The organism is Streptomyces sp. NPDC031049 (assembly GCF_055571015.1).
On sequence record NZ_JBVIGC010000005.1, the window covers coordinates 47,088 to 72,534 of the forward strand.

Sequence of the window (25,447 nt, forward strand, 5' to 3'; positions counted from 1 at the left end):
CTCCTTCAGCGGGTCACGGGAACGCCGAGCAGCGGCCAGACCGCGACGGCGAAGAGCAGGACGAGCGCGGCGGTCAGCGGGGCCAGCACGGCGGACAGCCGCAGCAGGTCGCGCGGGGTGTAGGTGGGGGTGCCGGGGATGTCCGCGAACAGGGTGACCGGCTTCGCGGAGGCCGGGAGCGTGTGGCAGAAGCCGGCGGCGGCGGTGGAGGCCAGCGCGGCGGCCACGGGGTTGACGCCCGCGCCGACGGCCGCGGCGATCACCAGCGGCACCAGCACCGAGGAGCGGGCCGAGCGGGACTGGAGGACCAGGTGGGCGGCGGTGCTGACCAGGACCACGACCGTGAGGAAGAGGGCCGGCCCGATGCCCGACGGCAGCCCGGACACCAGCCACCTCGCCGCGCCCGAGTCGGCGAGCGCGACGCCCATCGCCATCGTCGCGGCCATGAACAGCAGCAGCGACCAGGGCACCGTCTTCAGCGCGTCCTTCAGCCGCACGGTGCCGAGGGCGGGGGAGGAGGCGACGACCGCGCCGATCAGGGCGACCACCGCGGGCGGCACGTGGTGCAGCGGCTCACTGCACCACAGGACCACCACGGTGGCCAGCAGCAGCGCGCAGAGCTTCTCGGGCTGCGACCAGGGGCCGGTGACCGCGTGGTCGGTGTGCCGCTGTATCTCCTCGGCGGTGATGCGCACCGGGCCCTGGCGGTCGGCCCGCCGGGTCGTGGTCCACAGCACGACCTCGGCGGCCAGGTGGGAGGAGGTCACGGCCAGCGGCAGGCCCAGCAGCAGCCACTCGGTGAAACCGACCCGGTCGCCGGTGGCCTCCCACAGCACCGACACCGTGATCAGGTGCGCGCCCGCGCCGATCAGCGTGGCCACCGCCGACAGCAGGATCACCGTCGGGAACAGCAGCGCCAGCATCACCACCAGCCGCTTGCGGTCGGCGAGCGCCTTGGCGAGCGCCAGGAACACCGGCAGCGCCAGCGCGGCGCGGCCCGAGGTGGCCGGCACTGCGAACGCCGTGACGACCAGCGCCGCGGTGGTCAGGTGCACCAACTGGCGTACGGTGCGGGCCCCGCCGACCAGGAACACCGCCGCGCGTCCCGCGAGGCCGCTCCGGGTCACCGCGGCGGCCAGCACGAACGCGCAGATCAGCAGCCACACCGTCGAGTCACCGAGCGTCCCGAACAGGGTGTCGCTGCTGATGACCCCGGTGGCGGTCAGGGCCAGCCCCGCGCCGAGCGCGATGTAGGTGTCGTCGATCGGCGTACCGATCCAGGCGCAGGTCGCGAGCGCGAACACGGCCAGGGTCAGGCGCGCGTCACCGCTCAGGCCGGGGAAGTTGGCGGGCACCGCCAGCAGGGCGCACAGGGACAGCGCCACGCACAGGGCCGCGGTCAGGCGGGGATTCAGCGTCACGCCATCGAGGGTTCACCCGGGCCGTGAGCCTCCAATGAGCCGAAGATGAAGGAAACTTCACCGTCCCGGCGCGCGGCCCCGTCCCGGCGCGCTCGGCCCCGGCCCCCGGCATGCCGCGGTCCTCGCGCGGCCCGGTCGCCCTCACCAGGCCGGCAGCCGGTACCCCATCCCGCGCACCGTCTCCACCTGCTGCGCACCGAGCTTCTTGCGCAGCGCCCGCACATAGACGTCCACGATGTTCGAGCCCGGGTCGAAGTCGTAGCCCCACACGTGGGAGAGGATCTGCTCGCGGGAGAGCACCTGCCCGGGGTGGCGCAGGAACAGCTCCAGCAGCACGAACTCACGGGCCGTCAGGTCGACCGTGCGCTCCCCGGCGCGGGCCCGGCGGGTGCGCAGGTCCAGGCTGAGCGCCCCCGACCGCAGCACCGTCACCTCCGGCGCCCGGGCCGCCGTGCGCAGCCGGAGCCGCACCCGGGCGAGCAGTTCCTCGAAGCGGAACGGCTTGGTCATCCAGTCGTCGGCGCCGCCCTCCAGACCGGCCACCGTGTCCCGTACGGAGTCCCGCGCGGTCAGCACGATCACCGGGGTCGTCACCCGGGCCTCGCGCAGCTCGCGCAGCACCGTGAACCCGTCCCTGCCGGGCAGCCCGATGTCCAGCACGATCAGATCGAAGCCGCCGGTCAGCGCGTACGCGTACCCGGCCTCGCCGTCGGCGACGACGGTGGTGGTGAAGCCGTTGGCACGCAGGCCCTTCTCCACGAAGGCGGCGATGCGTTCCTCGTCCTCGACGATGAGGATGCGGTTCATGAGCGTGTCTCTTCCAGGGTGAGTACGAAGGTGGCGCCGCCGCCCTCGGTGTCGTGGAGGCGGACCCGGCCGCCGTGGCCCTCGGCGATCGCCTTGACGATGGACAGGCCCAGGCCGGCACCCGAGCCGCGGGCGCCGCGCCGGGCCGTGCCCCGGCGGAACCGCTCGAAGATCACCTCGGCGTCCCCCGGCTGCACCCCGGGTCCGGAGTCGGCGACGTACAGCTCGATGCGCGCGCCCTCGGCGCGGGAGCCGATGCGGATGGTCTGGCCGGCGGTGGTGTGCTGCACGGCGTTCTGCGCGAGCTGGACCATCGCCTGGGTGATGCGCTGGGGGTCCAGCCGGGCCTCCCGGTCGGCGACCTCGGCCAGCACCCAGTCGCGCTCGCCCAGGGTGCGGGCCTTGACGAAGACGTCGGCGGTCAGTTCGGCGACCTGCACCGGCTCGGGGGTGACGAAGTCGGGACGCTCGGCCTTGGCCAGCAGCAGCAGGTCCTCCACGATCCGGCTCATCCGGTCCAGCTCGTCGGTGACCAGCCGCACCGTCTCCTCGCGCTCGGCGGGATCGTCGCCCATCAGTTCCAGGTGGCCGCGCACGATGGTGATGGGGGTGCGCAGTTCGTGGCCGGCGTCGTCCACGAACAGCCGCTGGGTGGCGAAGGCCCGCTCCAGCCGGTCGAGCATCGCGTTGAACGTCTCGGCGAGGGCGGCCACGTCGTCGTGGCCGTGCACCGGGATGCGCCGGGTGAGGTCCTGCTCGGTGAGCTGGGCGGCGGTGGCGCGCACCAGGCGTACGGGCTTGAGGATGCGCCCGGCGACCACCCAGGCGATGCCGGTCGTCATCAGCAGGGCGACGCCGGAGATGGCGAGCAGCACCCGGAACACCTCGTCGGCGCGCCGCTGTTCGCGCTCCGGGTGGAAGGCGACCACGAAGGCCGCCGCCGGTTCGCCGCCGTACCGGGCCACGGTGACCTTGGCCCAGCGGATGTCGCCCTCGGGGCGGTGCAGGGTGCCCGTGGAGTCGGGCGAGGCGTAGATGCTGCGCTCGGCCCCGGAGTCCCGGTGCAGCGGCAGGTCCACGGGGATCTCGCGCTGCTGGATGATGTGCGCCGGGTCGCCGCCCGGTTCGCCCACCAGGCCGATCAGCTCCTCGTCCAGGTCGGCGTACTGCCGCTCCAGGAAGACCTCCAGCAGTCGCCTCGGCTCGGTGAACGGGCGGCCGGTCTCCGGGTCGAAGCCCTGCTTCTGGAAGTTGGCGAACTCGGCGGCCTCCTGCGCCAGCAGGCCGTTGATCCGCTGGTCGGTGTCGCGCAGCAGGATCGAGCGGGTGGTCGCGGCCACGGAGGCGAGCGCGACGGCCATCACGAGCAGCAGCCAGAGCAGGATGCGGACCCGGGCGGAGATCCGCCGCCTGTCGCGGGCGGGGCCGCGGTCAACCGTCGTCGTCCGGTCCGTCGTCGTCGGCTCCGGTCGTGTCGTCCCCGGTGTTCCGGCCGCGGTCGTCGTCATCGTCCTCATCCGGGGGGCTGTCGGTCACCGGCGGCCGGGACACCACCTGGTCGCTGGGCGTGGGCTCGGGCCGGGTGGGCGTGGGGGTCGGAGAGCCGCTCTCCAGTTCCACCTTGGCGGGGACCTTCGGCTCCGGGGGAGAGTCGGTGAGGGCGAAGCTGGTGGCGGCGATACCGAGGGGGATCAGGACGACGGCCGCGAGCGCCGCCATCCGGCGTGAGAAGACCATGCCCCTCATGGTGTGCCGGGCGGGGTGCGGTGCGCATGAGCCGCGGATGAAGAACTCTTCATCCGGCCCCGGCGGCGGTGTCCCGCGGGAGCCCGGTGAACCGTGCGCCGGCGCTCGGCGGGGCGGCGGCCGGCCGCGCACCCGCCGGGCCGGTGGATGCGGTGCTCAGTTGTCCAGGCCGATGGAGAACGCCGCCTCCAGGTCGTGCTGCGAGTACGTGCGGAACGCCACGTGCGTGTCCGTGCCTTCCACGCCCGGGATCTTGCTGATGCGGCCGGGGATGACCTCCGCCAGCTCCTCGTGCTCCTTGACCCGGACCATCGCGATCAGGTCGTAGGTGCCGGTGACCGAGAAGACCTCGCTGACGTTCTCCAGCGCGGCGATCCGCTCCGCGATCTCGGGGATCCGGTCCACGCTGGTCTTGATGAGGACGATCGCGGTGATCACGGCTGGTTCTCTCCCTCGGGCCGGTCGCTGGGGCGCTCCTCACTCTAGTCGCACGTCCGGGACCCGGGACGGGCGCCCGAACCGCATCCAGGCGTAGCCGAAGCCCAGGGCGAAGCCCACCAGGTGGGCGAGGTAGGCCACCCCCGGCCCGTCGCCGGCCCGGCCCGCGGCCAGCCATTGCAGGGCCGCCCAGAACGGCAGCACCACCCAGGCCGGGAACCGCAGCGGCAGGAAGAAGAGGAACGGCAGGAGACTGGTCACCCGCGCGCGCGGGAACAGGTACAGGAACGCGCCGAGGATCGCCGAGATCGCCCCGGAGGCGCCCACCAGGGACTGCGGGGACTGCGGGTTGGCCACCGCGTAGCCGAGCAGCGCCAGGTAGCCGCAGCCGACGTAGAAGAGGAGGAACTGGAGGCGGCCCATGCGTTCCTCGGTCATCGCCCCGAAGACATAGAGGAACAGCATGTTGCCCAGCAGGTGCACCCAGCTGCCGTGGACGAAGAGGGCCGTGGCCGGGGTGAGGGCGGCACGGGGGGAGTCCTCGAACAGTTCTACGGGGATCACGCCCCAGTGGCGGAACCAGGCGCGCTGCGCGGCGAGCAGCTCGTCGCCGGAGCCGTACGCCGGGTTGACGCCCGCCGCGGGCCCGACCAGGAAGACCAGACAGCACGCGGCGATCAGCGCGTACGTCACCGGCGCCGCCGACCCCCTGCCGGTGCGGCCCCGGCCGGCCGTCCGGACCGCCCTGCCGACGGCCCCGCTCCACTTGCGGATCATGAGTACAGAGCATGACGTAACGGGACGCAACCGGCCCGGCCGCCTCGCCGCCGTGGACGGACGGGCGCCCGGGTCCCGCCAGGCCGTAGGGTTACGAGCCACACGCCCCGGGGAGTCCGGGCGTCGCCGACACTGGAAGAAAGCGAACACAGTCACGATGACGGTTCCCCTGCCGACCGCCACCACCCGGTGGCGCTGCACCCTCTGCGGCAACCTCACCCGGTTCGACGTGACCCGCTCGTCGAAGGTCGTCGAGTACGTCCACCTCGACCTGGCCGGTGAGCCCAAGGTCGAGGAGCGCGAGGTGGTCAGTGAGACCATCGAGTCGGTGCGGTGCCGCTGGTGCAACGCCGTGGACCAGGTGGAGCTCGTGGACCGGCCGGGCGCCGGCTCCTGACGACGAGGGTTCCCCCGCCCGCGGGACGCCGGGAGCGGAGGAGGGTGCCGTCCGGGCGACCGGCGTACGGTACCGGGATCGCGGCACGACGGTAATCGAGGTGACGGATGGTGGAGACACAGGGCGGGGGGCCGGGCGACGGCGCCGCCGAGGTGCTCGACCGTCCGCTGCCCGACGGTGTGCGCCGCCGGGTCGTGCAGATCGTGTCCGACGGCTTCGGCCGGCTGACCCCGGCGGAACTGCCCGCCCAGTTGCGGCAGTACGCCCGGTTCGCCCCGAACCGCCGGGCCAAGTTCGCGGGCAACGCGATGGCCGCCGCCCTGGAGACCGACCCGCTGTTCCGCCAGCGCATCGGCGACGGGCTCAGAGAGGCGCAGCCGGAGCTGTCCGGCGCGCTCGACTCAGCCTCCCCGCCCCCGGCCGCGGACCCGCTCGACGTGGCGGCCGCGGCCTACGTACTGCGTCCGCCCGGCTGGGTGAAGCTGGTGGCCGCCGCCGGCGAGGAGGCGCAGCGCGCCGACGCCGAGCGCGCCGACGAGGAGAACCGGGCCGAGCTGGAGCGGCTGCGCGCCGAGCTGGCCCGGGCCCGGGAGCACACCAAGTCCGAGACCGAGCGGCTCCGCGGCGAGCTGGACGCGGCGAAGAAGGAGGCGGACTCGCTGCACCGCAAGCTGCGGTCCGCGCTCAGCGACGTCAAACGCGGCGAGGCGGCCCTGCGCAAGGCGCACGCCGAGCTGGAGGCCGTACGCGTCGAGGGGCAGGCCCAGGTGTCCGCCGCCGAGAGCGAGGCGCGGCGGCTCAAGAGCCGGCTGGCGGAGGCCGAGTCCGCCCTGGAGGCGGCACGCCGGGCCGCCCGCGAGGGGCGCAGCGTCGAGGACATGCGGGTGCGGCTGCTGCTCGACACCCTCCTGGACGCCACCCAGGGGCTGCGCCGGGAGCTGGCGCTGCCGCCGGTCTCCGTGCGGCCCGCCGAGACCGTGGACGCCGTCGAGCCCGGCCGGATGACGCCGAAGGACATCGCCGCGCGCGCCCTGTCCGAGAACGACCCCGCCATCCTCGACCAGTTGCTGGCGCTGCCGCAGGCCCATCTGGTCGTCGACGGCTACAACGTCACCAAGACCGGCTATCCGCAGATGCCGCTGGAGAAGCAGCGGCTGCGCCTGCTCGGCCAGCTCTCCCAGCTCGCCGCGCAGACCGGCGCCGAGGTGACGTGCGTCTTCGACGGGGCGGAGCTGGCCGCGCCGGTGCTGCTCGCGCCGCCGCGCGGGGTGCGCGTGCTCTTCTCCAAGCCGGGCGTCACCGCCGACGAGCTGATCCGCCAGCTGGTGCGGGCCGAGCCGCCCGGCCGGCCGGTCATCGTCGCCTCCACCGACCGCGAGGTGGCCGACGGGGTGGCCCGCGCGGGGGCGCGGCCGGTGGCGTCGGCGGTCCTGCTGAAGCGGCTTTCCTGACCGCTGGTGCGGTTCGCGGCAACCGCAACGTACCTGCCGTATGCCCGGATTGACGGGTCGCTCGCGCGACGTAGGGTCAAGCGCGCATCACTGGAGGTGAGTTACGGGTAAAGATTGGTGTGTCTGCGGAGGTTTTTGGGGCGGAGGATTTGAACTGATCACGAGTGGGTCACTAGGGTCTGCCATCGAACCCGCGAACGGGTGATCACTCACACGAAGGAGTTCGCCTCCCGTGGCGTCCCACCGTCGACCCAAGCAGCCCAGCCGCGCACGCGTCACCGTGCTCACCACCGCTGCCGCCGCCGCAGTCGCCCTCAGCTCGCAGGCCGCCAACGCCGCGCCCAGCGAGAAGCCGAGCAAGGACGAGGTCAAGGCCAAGGTCGACAAGCTCTACCAGGAGGCGGAGCAGGCCACCGAGAAGTACAACGGCGCCAAGGAGAAGCAGGAGAAGCTCCAGAAGGAGATCTCCACCATCCAGGACAACGTCGCCCGCGGCCAGCAGGAGCTGAACGAGCTGCGCGACGGCCTCGGTTCGATGGCGAGCGCCCAGTACCGCTCCGGCGGCATCGACCCCTCGGTGCAGCTGTTCCTCTCCGCCGACCCGGACGACTACCTCGACAAGGCCTCGACGCTCGACCAGTTGAGCGGCCAGCAGGTCGAGGCGCTGAAGAAGATCCAGGAGAAGCAGCGGGACCTCGCCCAGCAGCGCGCCGAGGCCTCCGACAAGCTCAAGGACCTCTCCTCCACCCGCACCGAGCTGGGCAAGAAGAAGAAGGAGGTCCAGGGCAAGCTCGCCGCCGCGCAGAAGCTGCTGAACAGCCTCACCGCCGCGGAGAAGGCCGCGCTCGCCGCCGAGGAGCAGCGCTCCACCCGCGCCAGCGAGCGCACGGCCCTGACCGACTCCCCGGCGCCCTCCTCCGGCCGGGCCGGCGCGGCCTTCTCCGCCGCCCAGAGCAAGCTCGGCACGCCCTACGTCTACGGCGCCACCGGCCCGTCCTCCTTCGACTGCTCGGGCCTGACCTCCTGGGCCTACGCCCAGGCCGGCGTCTCCATACCCCGCACCTCCGAGGCCCAGTCCGGCATCGGCACGCGGATCACCTCCGTCAACGACCTCCAGGTCGGCGACCTCGTCTTCTTCTTCAACGACCTGCACCACGTCGGCCTCTACGCCGGCAACGGCCAGGTCATCCACGCCCCGCGCACCGGGACCGTCGTCCGGTACGAGTCGATGAACACCATCGGCGGCCCCTTCATGTGGGGCGTCCGCGTCTGAGCCGCCACCGAGCGGCTCGGTGATCAACGCGACATGCCGCCCGAACGGGCGAATCACCCGGCTCCGCGCTGACCCCGCGCCCCGCCGCTGACCTGCGTCGGCGGCGGGGCGCCGGGGCGCGGGCCCGCTCCAGGTCGTTGGTGGGCGCCCCACCGCGGGGCTACTGTCTGCCGCGTTTCCCTGTCCGCCAGCGGAAAGGAGCGCGGCTTCCCGTGGGGTCCCATCGCCGCCTTGCACCGTCCGGGTCCGACCGGCGTGCCCGTCTCACCGTCGGCCTGCTCACCGCCGCGGCCGCGGTCCTGGGCGCCGTACCGGCCGCCGTGGCCGCGCCGCACGACGACACCCGTGCGGAGGTGGACCGCCTCCACCAGGAGGCCGAGAAGGCGACGGAGGCCTACAACAAGGCCGACGAGCGCACCGACGCGCTGCGCAGGCAGGTCGGCACCGCCCAGGAGAACGTCGCCCGGCAGCAGCAGCGCATCAACTCCATGCGGGACGCGCTCGGTTCGCTGGCCGGCGCCCAGTACCGTTCCGGCGGCCTCGACCCGTCCCTGGCGCTGCTGTTCTCCGCGGACCCGGACGACTACCTCGACAGGGCGTCCGTCCTGGACCGGATCAGCACCCACCACGCCACCGAGCTCGAGGAGCTCCAGGAGGCCATGCGGGACCTCGCCCAGGACCGCGCCGAGGCCACCCGCAAGCTCGCCGAGCTGAACAAGAGCCGCAAGGCGGTCGCCGCCCACAAGAGGACCGTGGAGCGCAAGCTCGCCGAGGCCCGGCGGCTGCTCAACTCCCTCCCCGACGAGGAGCGCGCGGCCTACGGGCACGCCTCCCGCTCCGGCCGCACCGAGCTGCCGGACCTCACCGGCGCCGCCCCCGCCTCGGGCCGCGCCGCCGCCGCCGTGGCCGCCGCCCGGTCCGCCGTCGGCAAGCCCTACGTCTGGGGCGCCAACGGCCCCGGCGGCTTCGACTGCTCGGGCCTGACCCAGTGGTCGTACGCGCAGGCCGGGATCGCGCTGCCGCGTACCTCGCAGGCACAGGCGGGGGCCGGACAGCGCGTCCCGCTGTCCCAGGCGCGGCCGGGCGACCTGGTCGCCTACCGGGACGACGCCAGCCACATCGGCATGTACGTCGGCAACGGCCAGGTGATCCACGCGCCCTACCCGGGCGCCCCGGTGCGCTACGACCCGGTCGGCATGATGCCGGTCTCCTCGGTGACCCGGGTCTGACCGGCCGCCCGGCGCCGCGGTGACCGCCCGCCGGCCCGCCGCTCGGCGGCAACCGGCGGGCGACGCCCTCTGACCGCCGCGGCCCGGCGCCCGTACGATCGGGGAGATGGCTGGTCGAAGGCGGGTGTCGGGGTCCTCGGTGATCGCGCTGTGCCTGCTGCTCGTCTCCCTCGTCGCCTGCGGCGGCCGGCCCCCGGCCGACACCCTCGCCGCCGAGGTGCAGCGGCTCCTCGACCGACGGGCCGCCGCCGTCCTCGACCGCGACGCCGAGGTCTACGCCGCCACCGGCACCCGCTCCGGTCTCGAACGGTTGCGCGGCGTGCCGCTGGCGGAGTGGTCGTACGACGTGCGGGACACCGACCGCGCCGGCGACTCGGCCACCGCCGACGTCGAGCTGCGCTACCGCCTCACCGGCCACGACCCGGGCCCGGTCACCGCCACCCGCACCGTGGAGCTGAGCCGGGACCGCGACGGGCGCTGGCGGGTCGACTCCGACCGCCCCGCCCGGGAGTCCGGCCAGCAGCCCTGGGACCAGGGCCGGGTCGGCGTGGTCCGGGGCGAGCACAGCCTGGTCCTCGGCGTCGGCCAGTCCACCGAGACCCTGCGCCGCTTCGCGGACCTGGCCGACCGGGCCGTCCCGGCGGTGTCGGACGCCTGGGACGAGGACTGGTCCCGGCGCGTGGTGGTGCTGGTGCCCGCGTCCCTGGAGGGAATGGCCGGACTGCTCGGCTCGCCCGCCTCCTCCTACCGCGGGATCGCCGCGGTCACCACCGGCGAGACGGGCGGCGGCCCCGACGCCCCCGCCGACCGCGTCATCGTCAACCCCGACGCCTACGGCCTGCTCGGCACCCTCGGCAAGCAGGTCGTGCTGACCCACGAGGCCACCCATGTCGCCACCCGGGCCCACACCAGCCCCGCCACACCGCTGTGGCTGTCCGAGGGCTACGCCGACTGGGTCGGCTACCGCGGCACCGGCCGCACCCCGGGGCAGGTGGCGCCCGAGCTGTCCCGGGCGGTGACCGACGGCCGGGTGCCCGACGGACTGCCGACGGACGAGGAGTTCGGCTTCACCGGCGACGCCGCCGACCTGGCGCGGGCCTACGAGGCCGGCTGGACGGCGTGCCGGCTGATCGCCGACCGCTGGGGCGAGGACCGCCTGGCCGACTTCTACCGTGCCGTCGGCGCGCACGAGAAACGGGACGGCGCGGTCGAGGACGCGATGGCCCGGGTGCTGGGCACGACCCCGGAGGAGTTCACCGCCGAGTGGCAGGACCACCTGCCGACCCTGTTCGACTGAGCCCGGCCGCCGCCGGGCTCAGGAGGAGAAGCCCCGTCCGCAGCCAGGGGTCAGGAGGACACCGGTGCGCCGCTGGGGCGGGCGGCGGGCGAGGGCACCGCGGCCGGCTCCGCCCGGCGCGAGACCGTCGCCCGCCACAGCAGGCAGGACGCGGTGACCGTGGCCGCGACCAGCAGGCCGTTGCGGACGAACATCAGGGTGAGGCCGAGGGCGTCGCTGGCGACCACGTGGCCGAACCAGACCGGGAACTCCAGCACCGTCACCAGGCTCGCCGCCAGCACCAGGGCGACCGGCACCCGCATCCGGCTCGTCCGGAAGCACAGGCAGACCGCGGCCAGACCGACCAGCCACACCATGTACTGCGGGCTGATGACCCGGCTGGTGGTCGTGAACATCAGCACCGCCACGAACGCCGCGTCCGCGGCCGTGTGCGCCTCGAACCGGGTGGCCGCCAGCCGCCACAGCAGCAGCCCGCCCATCGCCATGCCGGTGAGGGCGAGGGCGGCGGTGCTCACCACGTCCACGTACGGGCCGAGGAACTCCACCGAACCGTAGTTGAGGAGCACCTGCCCCTCCCAGCCGTACTGCCGGGCGACGTGGAAGACCAGCGCGCCCAGCGACTCCACCTCGGTGCCCCGGTCGCGCTGGAACGTCAGGAACGCGAACGCCCCCGGCATGGCCAGCGCGAACGCCCCGGCCACCACCACGCCGGTGACCGCGGCCGCGGCCCACGCGGCGCGGGCGCGAATGCCGATCAGCAGCAGCGCCGGCCACACCTTCAGCAGCGCGCCGAACGCCACCAGCGCCCCGGCCAGCCGGGGGTGCCGGGCGGCGGCGAGCAGCGCGGCCACCGCGACCGCCGTGACCATCACGTCGTACCGGGCGTACACCGTGGGCCCCAGCAGCGGCAGGCCCGCCATCCACACCCAGGCGCCGGCCGGCGTCCTGCCGGTCCGGGTGCCGGCGCGCGCCAGCAGGCCGAGGACGACCAGGTCGGCGGCGCAGGCCAGGACGAAGAAGGCGGTCGGGTAGTCCAGGAAGGGCAGCAGCCCGGGGGAGAGGATCGCGAGGGCGGCGGCGGGCGGGTACTGCCAGGTGACGTCGTCCAGCGGGAACGTTCCTGTGCGCAGGACCTCGTACCAGCCCTGGTAGATCACCGACACGTCGCTGGTGACGTCCGGGCCCGGGAAGACGTACACCTTGAGGACGAACAGCAGCAGCATCAGCCTCGTCGCGGCCCAGGCCGCCGCGAGCCATGCCAGGGACCGCCCCGCGCCCGTCGTCTTCACGTGGTCCCCTGCCCGCTCGCCTGCCGTTCGATGGCCCCATGATGTCCCGAACAGCTGTGTGTGTGCCACACGCATGGGCGAGAGCCGTGCTGAACGGGGGTTTCGGTAGGGTCGGCGGCGATGCACAAGACCCTGATCGTGACGAACGACTTCCCGCCCCGGCCCGGCGGCATCCAGGCCTTCCTGCACAACATGGCGCTGCGCCTGGACCCCGACCGGCTGGTCGTCTACGCCTCCACCTGGAAGCGGACCCGGGAGGGCGTCGCGGCCACCGCCGCCTTCGACGCCGAGCAGCCCTTCACCGTCGTACGGGACCGTACGACGATGCTGCTGCCGACGCCGGGGGCGACCCGGCGGGCGGCCGGGCTGCTGCGGGAGCACGGGTGCACGTCGGTGTGGTTCGGGGCGGCGGCGCCGCTCGGGCTGATGGCGCCCGCGCTGCGCAGGGCCGGCGCCGAGCGGCTCGTGGCCACCACCCACGGCCACGAGGCCGGCTGGGCCCAGCTGCCCGCGGCCCGGCAGCTGCTGCGCCGGATCGGACGGTCCACGGACACCCTCACCTACCTCGGCGAGTACACGCGGTCCCGGATCGCGGGCGCGCTCACCGCCGAGGCCGCGGCACGCATGGTGCAGCTGCCGCCCGGCGTCGACGAGAAGACCTTCCACCCCGGCAGCGGCGGCGACGAGGTGCGCGCCCGGCTGGGGCTGACCGAGCGGCCGGTGGTCGTGTGCGTCTCGCGGCTGGTGCCGCGCAAGGGCCAGGACACGCTGATCCGGGCCATGCCGCGCATCCTGGCCGCCGAGCCCGACACGGTACTGCTGATCGTCGGCGGCGGCCCCTACGAGAAGGACCTGCGCCGTCTCGCGGACGAGACCGGCGTCGCCGCCTCCGTCCGCTTCACCGGGTCCGTGCCCTGGTCCGAGCTGCCCGCGCACTACGGCGCCGGGGACGTGTTCGCGATGCCGTGCCGCACCCGCCGCGGCGGCCTGGACGTCGAGGGCCTCGGCATCGTCTACCTGGAGGCGTCCGCGACCGGCCTGCCCGTCGTCGCCGGCGACTCCGGCGGGGCCCCCGACGCCGTGCTCGACGGCGAGACCGGCTGGGTGGTCCGGGGCGGCTCGGCCGAGGAGAGCGCCGACCGCATCGTCACCCTCCTCGGCGACGCGGACCTGCGCCGCCGCATGGGGGAGCGGGGCCGCGCCTGGGTCGAGGAGAAATGGCGCTGGGACCTACTGGCGGAACACCTGAAAACCCTGCTGTAGAAGCGCCCGGAAAGGGGCGCGGGGGAACGGCGTGGGCAACCACGACGATCCCGCACTCGCCCACGGCGATCAGGGGGCATCCCGGAGGGCGCCCCCGTCACCCTACTTCGCGTAGATCGCCTCGATCTCGTCCGCGTAGTCCCTCGCCACCACACCCCGCTTCAACTTCAGCGACGGCGTCAGATGCCCCGACTCCTCCGTGAACTGCGCGGACAGGACACGGAACTTGCGTACGGACTCCGCCTTGGACACCGCCGCGTTGCCGTCGTCGACCGCCGACTGGATCGCGGCGAGCAGATCGGGGTCCTCCCGCAGGGACGCCGCCGTGGAGCCGGCCGGCTTGCCGTGCTCGGCGCACCAGCGGCCGAGGAACTCCTCGTCGATGGTGATCAGCGCGCCCACGAACGGCCGCCCGTCGCCGACCACCATGCACTCGGCGACCAGCGCGTGCGCCCGGATGCGGTCCTCGATCACGGCCGGTGCGACGTTCTTCCCGCCCGCGGTGACCAGGATCTCCTTCTTGCGGCCGGTGATCCGCAGATAGCCGTCCTCGTCCAGGGTGCCGATGTCGCCGGTGTGGAACCAGCCGTCGGCCAGCGCCTCGGCGGTCGCGGCCGGGTTGTTCCAGTACTCCTTGAACAGGTGCTCGCCGTGCAGCAGCACCTCGCCGTCGTCGGCGATCCGCACCACCGAGCCCGGCAGCGGCTGGCCCACCGTGCCGATCTTCTGCCGGTCCCACGGGTTGAAGGCGGTGGCCGCGCAGGACTCCGTCAGGCCGTAGCCCTCCAGGACGGTGAAGCCGATGCCGCGGAAGAAGTGGCCGAGCCGCTCGCCGAGCGGGGCACCGCCGGAGATGGCGTACTCGCCGCGCCCGCCGAGGACCGCGCGCAGCTTGCTGTAGACCAGCTTGTCGAAGACCTTGTGCTTGATCCGCAGCCCGACGGACGGCCCGGACGGCGTGTCCAGCGCCTTGCTGTAGGCGATCGCCGTGTCCGCCGCCTTGTCGAAGATCTTGCCCTTGCCGTCCGCCTGGGCCTTGGCGCGGGCGGAGTTGTACACCTTCTCGAAGACCCGGGGGACGCCGAGGATCAGCGTCGGCCGGAAGGAGGCCAGCTCGTCGGTGAGGTTCTTGATGTCCGGGACCGTGCCCAGCTTGATCGGTGCCACCATCGGCGCGATCTGCACCATGCGCCCGAAGACGTGCGCCAGGGGCAGGAACAGCAGCACGCTGCACTCGCCGGTGCGGAACAGCGGACGCAGCCGCTCCACCACGTTGCCGCACTCCGCGAAGAAGCTGCGGTGGGTGAGGACACAGCCCTTGGGCCGGCCGGTGGTGCCGGAGGTGTAGACGATGGTCGCCGGGTCGTCGGCCTTGGCGATCGAGCTGCGCTCCTCCACGGCCTCGTCCGTGACGTCCTGGCCGAGCCGGCCCAGCTCCGCCACGGCGCCGGCGTCGATCTGCCAGACGTTCTTCAGGGCGGGCAGCCGCTCGCGCACCGACTCCACCGCGGCGGCGTGCCCGGCCGACTCCACGACGCAGGCCGTGGCGCCCGAGTCGCTCAGGATCCACTGCACCTGCTCGGCGGAGCTGGTCTCGTACACCGGGACGGTGATCCCGCCCGCGCACCAGATCGCGAAGTCCAGCAGCGTCCACTCGTAGCGGGTGCGCGACATCAGGCCCACCCGGTCGCCGGGCTGCACACCCGACGCGATCAGGCCCTTGGCCGCCGCGTGCACCTCGGCGAGGAACTCCCGGGCGGTCACGTCCTGCCAGGCGCCGCCGGCCTTGCGGGCGATCACGGCGACATCCGGATGCTGCGCGGCGTTTCTGCGGACGATGTCGGTCAGATTGCCGTCCGCAGGGACCTCGTACAAAGCCGGAAGGCTGAACTCGCGCAAGACTGCTGCTCCTCATAGGGCGCCGGCGCCACGACGTTGTGTGATGCGACGGTGCGGTCCAAGGCTCGGGCAAGTGCTCGGGGGTTTCAGCTGTTGAAAACCAGAGCACGTCTGGACTGCCCGGACGTTACCCGCCGGTATGGCTTTTCCGACAGGGGGTCCCCGCGAGATGTTCGCTGCGTCACACGCTGGTGTTTCCTTCGCGCAGAGTAGTCGACGCGTCAACCGACCAGCCAGTAACCGCAGGTCGGACCGCCACTGTTCACAAGGGCCGCGCTCTTCCTACCCTTGATCGTCATGACACCCGTACCGGCCGGAAGCCCGACGACACGCGTCCACGTGGTCAGCGACGTGCACGGCAACGCCCGTGACCTCGCCCGGGCCGGCGAGGGCGCCGACGCCCTGGTCTGCCTGGGGGACCTCGTCCTCTTCCTCGACTACGCCGACCACTCCCGCGGCATCTTCCCCGACCTGTTCGGCACCGAGAACGCCCACCGCATCGTCGAACTGCGCACCGCGCGGCGCTTCGAGGAGGCCCGGGATTTCGGGGCCCGGCTGTGGGCCGGCATCGACGGGGACCGGCGCACGGTGATCGAGAAGGCGGTGCGCAGGCAGTACGCGGAGCTGTTCGCCGCGTTCCCCACACCGACGTACGCCACCTACGGCAACGTCGACATGCCGCTCCTGTGGAAGGAGTACGCCGGTCCCGGCACCACGGTGCTCGACGGCGAGCGCGTGGAGATCGGCGGCCGGGTCTTCGGCTTCGTCGGCGGCGGACTGCGCACCCCGATGCGGACGCCCTACGAGATCGGCGACGAGGAGTACGCCGCGAAGATCGAGGCCGTCGGTGAGGTGGACGTGCTGTGCACGCACATCCCGCCGGAGGTGCCCGAACTCGTCTACGACACCGTGGCGCGGCGCTTCGAGCGGGGGAGCCGGGCGCTGCTCGACGCCATCCGCCGCACCCGGCCCCGGTACGCGCTCTTCGGGCATGTGCACCAGCCGCTGGTCCGGCGGATGCGCATCGGCATGACCGAGTGCGTGAACGTCGGGCACTTCGCGTCCACCGGCAGGCCGTGGGTCATGGAGTGGTGAGCGGGCCGCCTTCTCGGAGCGGGCCGCGTCATCGGGGCGGGCCGCGGCCGAAGCCGCGCAGGTGGGGGTGACGGCGCCCGCCTCCGTGCGCGGTAGCCTTCACGCTGCACCCACGTGCGCACGCAACCTCTCATACCGGCCCGCATCTGGAGGAGCCACGGCGATGGCGGAACACACCAGCTCGAGCATCACGATCGAGGCGCCACCGGCCGACGTCATGGAGGTGATCGCCGACTTCGCCCGTTACCCGGACTGGACGGGTGAGGTGAAGGAGGCCGAGGTGCTCGCGACCGACGCCCAGGGCCGCGCCGAGCAGGTCCGGCTGGTCATGGACGCCGGGGCGATCAAGGACGACCAGACGCTCGCCTACACCTGGAACGGCGAGCACGAGGTGTCCTGGACGCTGGTGAAGTCCCAGATGCTGCGCGCCCTCGACGGCACGTACCTCCTCGAGCCGGCGGGCTCCGGCACCGAGGTCACCTACCGGCTCACCGTCGACGTCAAGATCCCGATGCTCGGCATGATCAAGCGCAAGGCCGAGAAGGTCATCATCGACCGCGCCCTCGCGGGCCTGAAGCAGCGCGTGGAGTCGGGCCCGAAGTAGCCCCGCCCGGTCGCCTACGACCGCCGCCCCCCCCACGAACCCGCCGCAGCCGCGGGCACCCGTTCCACCGGAAGCGGCCCCGCCCCGGCTGCCGGCAGCGGGTGCTGCCGGAGCCAGTCGCCCTGGCTGCGGGCAGTCGTGCCGCAGGGCGGCACGGGCGGGCGCAGGGGCACCGACAACGCGGGGCAGGGCAGCGTTACGGTCGCTCGGCCCGGGGCAACACGCACCCCACGCCCGCTGCACCGACGTACTCCACGTTTGCCCGCCGCGCGCGAAGGTACCGTTCAGCCTCATGCGCACCATCCTGATCACGGGCCCCGGCGGCAGCGGTCGTTCCACCGTCGCCGCCGCCACCGCGCTCGCCGCCGCCCGTGCGGGCACCCGCACCCTGCTCCTCGGCGCCGACCGCGACGACACCCTCGGCGCCGTCCTCGGCACCCCCACCGGACCGGCCCCGGCCCGCGTCGAGGACCACCTCACCGTCTGGCGCCCCGACCCCGCCCAGGGCTTCCGGGACGGCCTCGCCGCACTTCAGGACCGCGCCACCTGGGCCCTCGACCTGCTCGGCGCCGCCCGCCTCGACCCCGAGGAGCTGACCCCGCTGCCCGGCGCCGAGGAACTCGCCCTGCTGCGCGCCCTGCGCGAGGCCGCCCTCGCCGAGGGCCCGGAGCTGCACGAACTCCTCGTCGTCGACCTCCCGGCCACGCCGCGCGCCCTCGCCCTGCTCGCGCTGCCCGGGGAACTGCGCCGCTATCTGCGCCGCCTGCTCCCGCCGGAACGCCAGGCCGCCCGTGCCCTGCGCCCCGTCCTCGGCCGCCTCGCCGGTGTGCCCATGCCCGCCGAGTCGCTGTACGAGAACGCCGCCCGCTGGGACCTGGAACTGGCCGCCGCCGAGGCTGTCGTCGCCGACCGGGACACCGTCGTCCGGCTGGTCGCCGAGCCCGGCCCGGCCGGCGCCGACGCCGTCCGCACCGCCGCCCTCGGCCTGGCCCTGCGCGGCCTGCGGCTGGACCTGCTCGTCGCCAACCGGGTGCTGCCCGAGGACGCCCCCGCCGACAGCTGGCTGGCCGGCCCCGTCGCCCAGCAGCGCAAGATCATGGAGGAGTGGGGGGAGTCGTACGACGTCCGCCCGGTCGCACACCTCGGCCGGGACCCGCGCGGCACGGACGACCTCGCCGCCCTCGCCGCGCCCGGCGCCGGCCCGGACGCGCCCCCCGTCGAGTGGCCCGTCACCGACCGGCTCGCCGACGACGGCGTGCTGGTGTGGCACATCCCGCTGCCCGGCGCCGCACGGGACGAGCTGGACCTCGTCCGGCGCGGCGACGAACTGGTCGTCTCCGCCGGGCCGTTCCGCCGGATCGTCCCCCTGCCGTCCGCGCTGCGCCGCTGCACGGTCGACGGCGCCGCCCTGCGCGAGGGCGAGCTGCGCGTCCGCTTCGCGCCCGACCCGCGGCTGTGGCCCCGGAAGGGCTGAGTCCGCCATGCGCCCCCCGGATGTCCCCTCACCCCGGTACGCCCCTCGGAGCCGGTGAACCCGCCAGGCCCGTTCGGGTAACGTCGGAGGGACGAACCGTAGTCAGGAGTCCGTCATGAGCGAAGAGCTCCCCCCGTCCGACGCCGCCCGCGACGACGCCGCGGACCGGGCCGACGCGACCGACCCGACCGGCACCGCCGACGAGAAGCGGGCCACCGACGCCGACGCGCGGGCGGCCGACGCCGACGCGTGGGCGACCGCGTGCGCCGAGGATCTTCAGGCCGAGAAGGCCCGCCGCCGCGCGGAGCACGGCCCGCCCGCCGGATCGGCCGCCGAGGAGCTGCGCCGGCTCGTCGACACCGTCGCCGACAAGCTCTCCGGCCTCCAGTCCCCGCTGTTCGGCGCGGTCGCCGGGCCCGCGGCCCAGCAGGTGGTCCGCCAGGTCGTCCAGCAGGCCAAGGCCGCCGTCGAACCGGTCATCGAGCGCAACCCCGACGTCTTCGACCACCTCGCGGCGGCCGGGAACGAACTGCTCGCCGCCTACCGCTCCGCCGTGCAGAACCAGGAGCGGCGCTGGACCGCGGGCGCCACCGGCGACACCGGCCCCCGCGACCCGCGCGACCTGGACGCGGACCGGGACGACGGCGACGAGGGCACCGGCCCGGGACAGCGCATCGACTTGGACTGACGGCCCCTCCCGGCAGGGCCTCGGGTACGGTTGGCCGTAGCGGGGCTCGACCGAAACTGAGGGATTCATGGGACTCACCATCGGCGTCGACATCGGCGGCACGAAGATCGCGGCCGGCGTGGTCGACGAGGAAGGCAACATCCTCTCGACCCACAAGGTGCCGACCCCGGGCACGCCCGAGGGCATCGTGGATGCCATCGCCTCCGCGGTGGAGGGCGCACGCGTGGGGCACGAGATCGTCGGCGTGGGCATCGGTGCCGCCGGATACGTCAACCGCCAGCGCTCGACGGTCTACTTCGCGCCGAACATCGACTGGCGCCAGGAGCCGCTCAAGGAGAAGGTCGAGGCCCGCGTCGGCCTCCCGGTCGTCGTGGAGAACGACGCCAACGCCGCGGCCTGGGGCGAGTACAAGTTCGGCGGCGGCAAGGGCCACCGCAACGTCATCTGCATCACCCTCGGCACCGGCCTCGGCGGCGGCATCATCATCGGCAACAAGCTCCGCCGCGGCCACTTCGGCGTGGCCGCCGAATTCGGCCACATCCGGATGGTGCCGGACGGGCTGCTGTGCGGCTGCGGCTCGCAGGGCTGCTGGGAGCAGTACGCCTCCGGCCGCGCCCTCGTGCGGTACGCGAAGCAGCGCGCCAACGCCACCCCGGAGCAGGCCGAGGTCCTCCTCGGCCTCGGCGACGGCACCCCCGACGGCATCGAGGGCAAGCACATCTCCATGGCCGCCCGGCAGGGCTGCCCGGTCGCCGTCGACTCCTACCGCGAGCTGGCCCGCTGGGTCGGCGCGGGCCTGGCCGACCTGGCCTCCCTCTTCGACCCGTCCGCCTTCATCGTCGGCGGGGGCCTGTCCGACGAGGGCGAACTGGTCCTGGGTCCGATCCGCAAGTCCTACAAGCGCTGGCTCGTCGGCGGCAACTGGCGCCCGGTCGCCGAGGTCCGCGCCGCCGAACTGGGCAACAAGGCGGGCCTGGTGGGCGCGGCCGACCTGGCGAGGGAACCCGACCCGATCATGTAGCGCCCCCTTCTCGAGAAGCGGCGCCCGCACGCCGGTCAGGGGCGCGGGGAACTGCGCGACAAGCCACACGCAACGGTACGTCGCACACGCACCTCGCGCCCCGAGCCATCCGGCGCCGACGACGCCGAGCCCCGCGTAAATTGACCGCATGGCAACGTCCCCTCCGGCGCTCCCCACCTCCCGCACCGACCCCGACGGTTCCGCGGTCGTCCGCCTCCTGAGCTACAACATCCGCTCGATGCGCGACGACACCGCCGCCCTCGCCCGGGTCGTCAAGGCCTGCGCCCCCGACCTGGTCCTCGTCCAGGAAGCCCCCCGCTTCTTCCGCTGGCGCAAGAAGCTCGCGCGCCTGGCCCGCGCCGCCGACCTGGTGATCCTCTCCGGCGGTGCCACCGCCGCCGGCCCCGCGCTGCTCTGCTCGCTGCGCGCCACCGTGGAGCGCACCGAGGACGTCCTGCTCCCGCTCACCCCCGGACTGCACCGCCGCGGCTTCGCCACCGCCGTCGTCCGCTTCGGCGGGGCCCGGCTCGGCGTCCTGTCCTGCCATCTGTCGCTTCAGAAGGACGAGCGGTACGAGCAGGGCGGCATGCTCCTGGACCGGCTCGCCGCCCTGGACGTGGACCACGCCGTCGCGGGCGGCGACCTGAACGAACACCCCGAGGGGCCCACCTTCCGCCGGCTCGCCGCCGGCCTCCAGGACTGCCGGACCACCGCACCCTGGGGCGGCGAGGCCACCTCCACCCCGGCCGACCCGCGCCGGCGCATCGACGCGCTCTTCGCCACCAAGGGCATCCAGGTACTGGGCTGCGGGGTGCCGCACGGACTGCCGGGCGTCACCGAGGACGACCTGCGTGCGGCCACGGACCACCTCCCGGTGCTGGCCGCGCTCAGGGTGCCGGCCGACCAGCTGGGGTGATCCCGGTCAGACCACGGCCCCCCGGCCGGGGTCGTCCTCGTCCTCGTCGTCGTCCCGCATCCGCATCACCAGCGTGGCGAAGCCGCCGAGGAAGCCGCCGATGCTCAGCGTCGCCAGCCACCAGGTCATGTGCCAGCCCAGCAGCACGGCGAGCAGCAGCAGAACCGGCCCGCCGAGCACGCCCAGCCAGGCGAACTTGGCGGTCGCGTCCGCCTCGGGCAGCGGCGGCGGCTCCGGTGGCACGAAGTGCCCCTCGTCGTCCGCGTCGAAGTCGTCGTCGGACGGCTCGGGCGGGCTGTGGTCGCGCGGGCCCGCCCCGACACCGGGCGCGAACGCGACGGAGCTGCCCAGCGGCCGGGCCGGGGCGGCGGGGCGCTCCTCGTCGGCGTCGGGCCCGTCGTTGGTCCCCGCCTCCAGCAGGGCCAGGTCCTCCACCGACTTGAACGGCTTGGCGCCCGGCGGGTCCGGCGGCTCCTCCCCGTACCCGGCGACGATCGCCGCCCAGGCGGCGTCCTCGTCGACGGGGACGGCGGCCTGATCCTCAGGCGCCCGCCCGTCCCGGTCGGCGTGCTCCTCGCGCTCCTCCCGCCGGCCCCGCTCCTCACGGTCCTCTCGGTCGGCGTCGTGCTCAGCCACCTGCGGTCGTCCCTTCCATGCCGAGGCCGGGCTCCGGCTCCTTGACGAGACCGGGCGCGAGCCGGGCGACGAACGCCGCGCTCTCCTGGAAGATCCGGTCCGCGTCGTAGTCCAACGTCGCCACGTGGTAGCTCTGTTCCAGCAGGATCTCCGTCACGTCCGTCGAGGAGACCCGGGAGAGGATCCGCGCCGAGTCGGCGGGCGGCACCACATGGTCCTGCGGGCTGCGCAGGAGCAGCAGCGGCTGCGTGACCTGCGGCAGCTCCCTGTCGACCAGGTGGAAGAAGGCCCGCAGCGAGTGCGCCGCGTGCAGCGGGACCTTGTCGTAGCCCAGCTCCGTCGTGGACGGCCGGGCGATGTCGCTGGCGATGCCGCGCGTCGTGCGCAGCAGGTGGCGGACGACCGGCAGGGCGTGCTGGGCCACGCCGTGCATCCGGTTCGCCGGGTTGACGACCATCACCCCGCTCACCGCGTCCCCGTGCCGGGCCGCCAGCCGCAGGGCCAGGGCACCGCCCATGGACAGCCCGGCCACGAACACGCGCGTGCAGCGCTCGCGCAGGAGGCGCAGCTCGCGGTCCACCTCCGCGTACCAGTCGGGCCAGCCGGTGAGCTGCATGTCCTCCCAGCGCGTGCCGTGCCCGGGCAGCAGCGGCAGGGAGACGGTCAGACCGCGCTCGGCGAGATGCTCCGCCCAGGGGCGCAGCGACTGGGGGGAGCCGGTGAAGCCGTGGCAGAGGAGGACGCCGGCCTCCCCGCCCTCGTGGCGGAACGGCTCGGCTCCGGGCAGGACCGGCACGTCTCGGTCTCCTGTTCGTGAAAGGGACTGGCACGAAGGGATCGCAGGTACTTCACCGTACGCGACCGCACTGACACCGGCCAGGCCCGCAGGCGCCTTTGCCGGTGCACCGGGATAAGGTCTGTCCGACAGACACAGGAGGCACTCGGTTGTTGTACGGCGCGATGAAGGTCACCGTCGGGGGCTCGCTCAAGCTTGCCTTCCGGCCCTGGGTGGAGGGCCTGGAGAACGTCCCCGACCACGGCCCGGCGATCCTGGCCAGCAACCACCTGTCGTTCTCCGACTCGTTCTTCCTGCCGGCGGTCCTCGACCGCAAGGTCACCTTCATCGCCAAGGCGGAGTACTTCAACACCCCCGGCGTGAAGGGCCGGCTGACCGCGGCGTTCTTCAAGGGCGTCGGCCAGCTCCCGGTGGACCGCTCCGGCGCGCGCGGCGCGGGCGAGGCCGCCATCAAGAGCGGCATAGAAGTCCTGGAGCGCGGTGAGCTGTTCGGCATCTATCCGGAGGGCACCCGCTCGCCCGACGGGCGGCTGTACCGGGGCAAGCCGGGCGGCCTCGCGCGCGTGGCGCTCGCCACCGGGGCGCCCGTCGTTCCGGTCGCCATGATCGACACCGAGAAGATCCAGCCGCCCGGCAAGGTCGTGCCGAAGCTGATGCGGCCGGGCATCCGGATCGGCAAGCCCCTGGACTTCAGCCGCTACCAGGGCATGGAGCACGACCGCTTCGTGCTCCGCGCGGTGACCGACGAGGTCATGTACGAGATCATGAAGCTCTCCGGCCAGGAGTACGTCGACATGTACGCGACCGCCATGAAGCGGCAGCTCGCGGAGGCGGCCAAGGCCGAGAAGGAGGCCGGCAAGGCGGCGAAGGCCGCGCTCGCCCGCGCCGAGAAGGAACAGGCCGACAAGGAACAGGCCGACAAGGAGCGGGCCGACAAGGAGCGGGACGGGAAGTAGCCGCAGCGGGCCGGTACCGGCCGGGGTGGGGGAGATGGCCAAGCGCGAGCGAGTCATGAGGATGTCCGTCGAGCAGCCGCTGTGGCGCGCGCTCACGGCGTACCGCGTGCTCACCCTGCTGTACGCGGTCGGCCTGTTCGGCACCGCCCACGACGAGTTCACCCGCCCGTGGCTCGCCGTCGCCTACTTCGCCGTGCTGGCCGTGTGGACCCTGGCCACCCTCCCCAAGGTCGCCAACGCCGCCGCCTGCACCAAGCGCTTCCTCGCCGCCGACCTGACCGTCGCGCTCACCGGCATCCTGCTCACCCCCCTCGCCGACGCCCCGGAACGGATCGCGGACGGCGGCCCGACCATGCCGTCGATATGGACCGCCGGCTCCGTCCTCGCCTTCGCGATCAAGGGCGGCTGGCGCTGGGCGGCCCTCGCCTCGACGCTCGTCGCCGTCGCCAACCTGATCGAACGCGGCGGCCCCGCCCGCGACACCGTGCACAACGTGATCCTCGTCTGGGTCGCCTCCATCGCCATCGGCTACGTCGTCGAGGTCGCCCGCGCCTCCGAGCGCACCCTCGCCCGCGCCCTGGAGATCGAGGCGGCGACGCGGGAACGGGAGCGGCTCGCGCGGGACATCCACGACAGCGTCCTCCAGGTGCTGGCCATGGTGCAGCGGCGCGGCGCCGTCCTCGGCGGCGAGGCGGCCGAGCTGGGCCGGCTCGCGGGCGAGCAGGAGGTGGCCCTGCGCACCCTGGTCTCCGGCGGCATGGTGCCCGTCTCCCGGGTGTCGGAGGACCTGGCGGAGGGCGCCGTCGTACGGGCGGTGGACGAATCGGAGACGGACGCCCCGGCGGGCCCCGTCGATCTGCGCACCCTGCTCGCCCCCCACGCCGGCTCCCGGGTCACCTTCGCCGAGCCCGGCGCGCCGGTGCCGCTGGCCCCGGACACCGCCCGGGAGATCGCCGCCGCCGTCGGCGCCGCCCTGGACAACGTCCGCAGGCACGCCGGAGAGCACGCGCGCGCGTGGGTCCTGCTCGAGGACGAGCCCGACGAGGTGATCGTCACCGTCCGCGACGACGGCCCCGGCATCCCCGAGGGCCGGCTCGCCGAGGCCGAGGGCGAGGGCCGGCTCGGCGTGGCCCTGTCGATCCGGGGCCGGCTGCGCGACCTCGGCGGCACGGCCGAACTGGTCTCGGTGCCGGGGCAGGGCACCGAGGTCGAGCTGAGAGCACCGAAGGACCGCAGTACCGCACGGGGGAGGGCGACAGCCGATGAGTGAACGACAGGACCCGATCAAGGTCATGGTGGTCGACGACCACCCCATGTGGCGCGACGCCGTCGCCCGGGACCTCGCCGAGTCCGGCTTCGACGTGGTCGCCACCGCGGGCGACGGCGACCAGGCCGTGCGCCGGGCCCGGGCCACCTCGCCCGACGTCCTCGTGCTCGACCTCAACCTGCCCGGCAAGCCCGGCGTGCAGGTCTGCAAGGAGGTCGTCGGCGCCGGTTCGGCGGTGCGCGTCCTGGTGCTGTCGGCGAGCGGTGAGCACGCCGACGTCCTGGAGGCCGTGAAGTCCGGCGCCACCGGCTATCTGCTGAAGTCGGCCTCGACGGAGGAACTCCAGGACGCGGTGCGCCGCACGGCCGCGGGCGACCCGGTCTTCACGCCCGGCCTGGCCGGTCTGGTCCTCGGCGAGTACCGCCGCCTCGCCTCCGAGCCGGCCCCCTCCCAGGAGACCGGCAAGCCGGACGCGCCGCGGCTGACCGACCGGGAGACCGAGGTGCTGCGCCTGGTCGCCAAGGGCCTGAGCTACAAGCAGATCGCCGAACGCCTGGTCATCTCCCACCGCACGGTGCAGAACCACGTCCAGAACACGCTGGGCAAGCTCCAATTGCACAACCGCGTGGAGCTGGTCCGCTACGCGATAGAGCGCGGCCTCGACGACGCCTAGCCGCGCGGAGCCGGGCGTGCGCCGGACGATCGCC

Annotated in this window: 24 protein-coding genes and 1 pseudogene; 15 read left to right on the forward strand and 10 right to left on the reverse strand. The window is 73.7% G+C overall.

Going from position 1 to position 25,447, the window contains the following annotated elements; translation table 11 throughout:
• Positions 1 to 5: 5 nt before the first annotated feature.
• From ACZ45Q_RS10110 to ACZ45Q_RS10135, 6 genes and pseudogenes are all read right to left on the reverse strand, one after another.
• Positions 6 to 1,421 carry an SLC13 family permease gene (locus tag ACZ45Q_RS10110; protein WP_468257680.1) on the reverse strand — a complete coding sequence of 472 codons (1,416 nt, stop codon included), beginning with the start codon at positions 1,419 to 1,421 and terminating at the stop codon, positions 6 to 8.
• Between the two features lie 141 nt (positions 1,422 to 1,562).
• A complete protein-coding gene (locus ACZ45Q_RS10115) occupies positions 1,563 to 2,228 on the reverse strand; it encodes a response regulator transcription factor (RefSeq protein ID WP_468257682.1) in 666 nt (221 codons plus the stop codon).
• Complete coding sequence (locus tag ACZ45Q_RS10120; RefSeq protein ID WP_468257684.1) at positions 2,225 to 3,736, reverse strand: sensor histidine kinase; 1,512 nt, start codon at positions 3,734 to 3,736, stop codon at positions 2,225 to 2,227. Before ACZ45Q_RS10120 ends, ACZ45Q_RS10115 begins: the two co-directional genes overlap by 4 nt.
• A complete protein-coding gene (locus tag ACZ45Q_RS10125) occupies positions 3,660 to 3,965 on the reverse strand; it encodes a small secreted hydrophilic protein (protein WP_468257686.1) in 306 nt (101 codons plus the stop codon). The genes ACZ45Q_RS10120 and ACZ45Q_RS10125 overlap by 77 nt, the downstream gene beginning before the upstream one ends.
• Before the next feature lie 165 nt (positions 3,966 to 4,130).
• Entirely contained in the window at positions 4,131 to 4,412 is a 282-nt protein-coding gene (locus ACZ45Q_RS10130; RefSeq protein ID WP_468257688.1) for an Lrp/AsnC family transcriptional regulator, read from the reverse strand.
• Positions 4,409 to 5,189 (reverse strand): annotated as a pseudogene (locus ACZ45Q_RS10135) (rhomboid family intramembrane serine protease). Before ACZ45Q_RS10135 ends, ACZ45Q_RS10130 begins: the two are co-directional and overlap by 4 nt.
• Before the next feature lie 157 nt (positions 5,190 to 5,346).
• Here ACZ45Q_RS10135 and ACZ45Q_RS10140 point away from each other — a divergent pair.
• The 5 genes from ACZ45Q_RS10140 (at position 5,347) to ACZ45Q_RS10160 (ending at position 10,836) form a co-directional block, all read left to right on the forward strand.
• On the forward strand, positions 5,347 to 5,586 hold the full coding sequence (locus ACZ45Q_RS10140; RefSeq protein ID WP_055541554.1) for a hypothetical protein: 240 nt from the start codon (positions 5,347 to 5,349) through the stop codon (positions 5,584 to 5,586).
• Between the two features lie 107 nt (positions 5,587 to 5,693).
• Positions 5,694 to 7,037, forward strand: coding sequence for an NYN domain-containing protein (locus ACZ45Q_RS10145; RefSeq protein WP_468257691.1), 1,344 nt, complete (start codon positions 5,694 to 5,696; stop codon positions 7,035 to 7,037).
• Positions 7,038 to 7,269: 232 nt separating this feature from the next.
• Entirely contained in the window at positions 7,270 to 8,310 is a 1,041-nt protein-coding gene (locus ACZ45Q_RS10150; RefSeq protein WP_468257693.1) for a C40 family peptidase, read from the forward strand.
• Between the two features lie 212 nt (positions 8,311 to 8,522).
• Positions 8,523 to 9,539, forward strand: coding sequence for a C40 family peptidase (locus ACZ45Q_RS10155; RefSeq protein WP_468257696.1), 1,017 nt, complete (start codon positions 8,523 to 8,525; stop codon positions 9,537 to 9,539).
• Between the two features lie 106 nt (positions 9,540 to 9,645).
• Positions 9,646 to 10,836 carry a hypothetical protein gene (locus ACZ45Q_RS10160; protein WP_468257698.1) on the forward strand — a complete coding sequence of 397 codons (1,191 nt, stop codon included), beginning with the start codon at positions 9,646 to 9,648 and terminating at the stop codon, positions 10,834 to 10,836.
• Between the two features lie 50 nt (positions 10,837 to 10,886).
• Here ACZ45Q_RS10160 and ACZ45Q_RS10165 read toward each other — a convergent pair whose 3' ends face one another.
• Complete coding sequence (locus ACZ45Q_RS10165; protein ID WP_468257701.1) at positions 10,887 to 12,125, reverse strand: glycosyltransferase 87 family protein; 1,239 nt, start codon at positions 12,123 to 12,125, stop codon at positions 10,887 to 10,889.
• A 120-nt stretch (positions 12,126 to 12,245) separates the two neighbouring features.
• On the opposite strand from ACZ45Q_RS10165, the gene ACZ45Q_RS10170 reads away from it, so the two are divergent.
• Entirely contained in the window at positions 12,246 to 13,388 is a 1,143-nt protein-coding gene (locus ACZ45Q_RS10170; protein WP_468257703.1) for a glycosyltransferase family 4 protein, read from the forward strand.
• Positions 13,389 to 13,490: 102 nt separating this feature from the next.
• Here ACZ45Q_RS10170 and ACZ45Q_RS10175 read toward each other — a convergent pair whose 3' ends face one another.
• Positions 13,491 to 15,287, reverse strand: coding sequence for an AMP-dependent synthetase/ligase (locus ACZ45Q_RS10175; RefSeq protein WP_468257706.1), 1,797 nt, complete (start codon positions 15,285 to 15,287; stop codon positions 13,491 to 13,493).
• Positions 15,288 to 15,584: 297 nt separating this feature from the next.
• Between ACZ45Q_RS10175 and ACZ45Q_RS10180 the strand changes: the two genes are divergently transcribed.
• The 6 genes from ACZ45Q_RS10180 to ACZ45Q_RS10205 all read left to right on the forward strand — a co-directional run bounded on the left by ACZ45Q_RS10180 (position 15,585) and on the right by ACZ45Q_RS10205 (position 21,085).
• The gene (locus tag ACZ45Q_RS10180; protein ID WP_468257709.1) at positions 15,585 to 16,382 is read left to right on the forward strand and encodes a metallophosphoesterase family protein; all 798 of its coding nucleotides are present in this window, start codon (positions 15,585 to 15,587) and stop codon (positions 16,380 to 16,382) included.
• Between the two features lie 163 nt (positions 16,383 to 16,545).
• Positions 16,546 to 16,986, forward strand: a complete 441-nt coding sequence (locus ACZ45Q_RS10185; protein WP_468257712.1) for an SRPBCC family protein — start codon at positions 16,546 to 16,548, stop codon at positions 16,984 to 16,986.
• Between the two features lie 292 nt (positions 16,987 to 17,278).
• The gene (locus ACZ45Q_RS10190; RefSeq protein ID WP_468257715.1) at positions 17,279 to 18,460 is read left to right on the forward strand and encodes an ArsA family ATPase; all 1,182 of its coding nucleotides are present in this window, start codon (positions 17,279 to 17,281) and stop codon (positions 18,458 to 18,460) included.
• 115 nt (positions 18,461 to 18,575) lie between these two features.
• Positions 18,576 to 19,148: a DUF5304 domain-containing protein gene (locus ACZ45Q_RS10195; protein ID WP_468257717.1), complete on the forward strand. Its 573-nt coding sequence runs from the start codon at positions 18,576 to 18,578 to the stop codon at positions 19,146 to 19,148.
• Between the two features lie 67 nt (positions 19,149 to 19,215).
• Positions 19,216 to 20,169, forward strand: coding sequence for an ROK family glucokinase (locus ACZ45Q_RS10200; RefSeq protein ID WP_468257719.1), 954 nt, complete (start codon positions 19,216 to 19,218; stop codon positions 20,167 to 20,169).
• 148 nt (positions 20,170 to 20,317) lie between these two features.
• Entirely contained in the window at positions 20,318 to 21,085 is a 768-nt protein-coding gene (locus tag ACZ45Q_RS10205) for an endonuclease/exonuclease/phosphatase family protein (RefSeq protein WP_468257721.1), read from the forward strand.
• Between the two features lie 6 nt (positions 21,086 to 21,091).
• Here ACZ45Q_RS10205 and ACZ45Q_RS10210 read toward each other — a convergent pair whose 3' ends face one another.
• Positions 21,092 to 21,721, reverse strand: a complete 630-nt coding sequence (locus tag ACZ45Q_RS10210; protein ID WP_468257723.1) for a hypothetical protein — start codon at positions 21,719 to 21,721, stop codon at positions 21,092 to 21,094.
• Positions 21,714 to 22,517, reverse strand: coding sequence for an alpha/beta hydrolase (locus tag ACZ45Q_RS10215; RefSeq protein ID WP_468257724.1), 804 nt, complete (start codon positions 22,515 to 22,517; stop codon positions 21,714 to 21,716). Before ACZ45Q_RS10215 ends, ACZ45Q_RS10210 begins: the two co-directional genes overlap by 8 nt.
• A gap of 164 nt (positions 22,518 to 22,681) precedes the next feature.
• On the opposite strand from ACZ45Q_RS10215, the gene ACZ45Q_RS10220 reads away from it, so the two are divergent.
• The 3 genes from ACZ45Q_RS10220 to ACZ45Q_RS10230 are packed head-to-tail and all read left to right on the forward strand — an operon-like array spanning position 22,682 to position 25,413.
• Entirely contained in the window at positions 22,682 to 23,473 is a 792-nt protein-coding gene (locus tag ACZ45Q_RS10220) for a lysophospholipid acyltransferase family protein (RefSeq protein WP_468258574.1), read from the forward strand.
• A gap of 34 nt (positions 23,474 to 23,507) precedes the next feature.
• Positions 23,508 to 24,743 carry a MacS family sensor histidine kinase gene (gene macS / locus ACZ45Q_RS10225; protein WP_468257726.1) on the forward strand — a complete coding sequence of 412 codons (1,236 nt, stop codon included), beginning with the start codon at positions 23,508 to 23,510 and terminating at the stop codon, positions 24,741 to 24,743.
• Complete coding sequence (locus ACZ45Q_RS10230; RefSeq protein WP_468257729.1) at positions 24,736 to 25,413, forward strand: response regulator; 678 nt, start codon at positions 24,736 to 24,738, stop codon at positions 25,411 to 25,413. The genes macS and ACZ45Q_RS10230 overlap by 8 nt, the downstream gene beginning before the upstream one ends.
• Positions 25,414 to 25,447 lie beyond the last annotated feature (34 nt).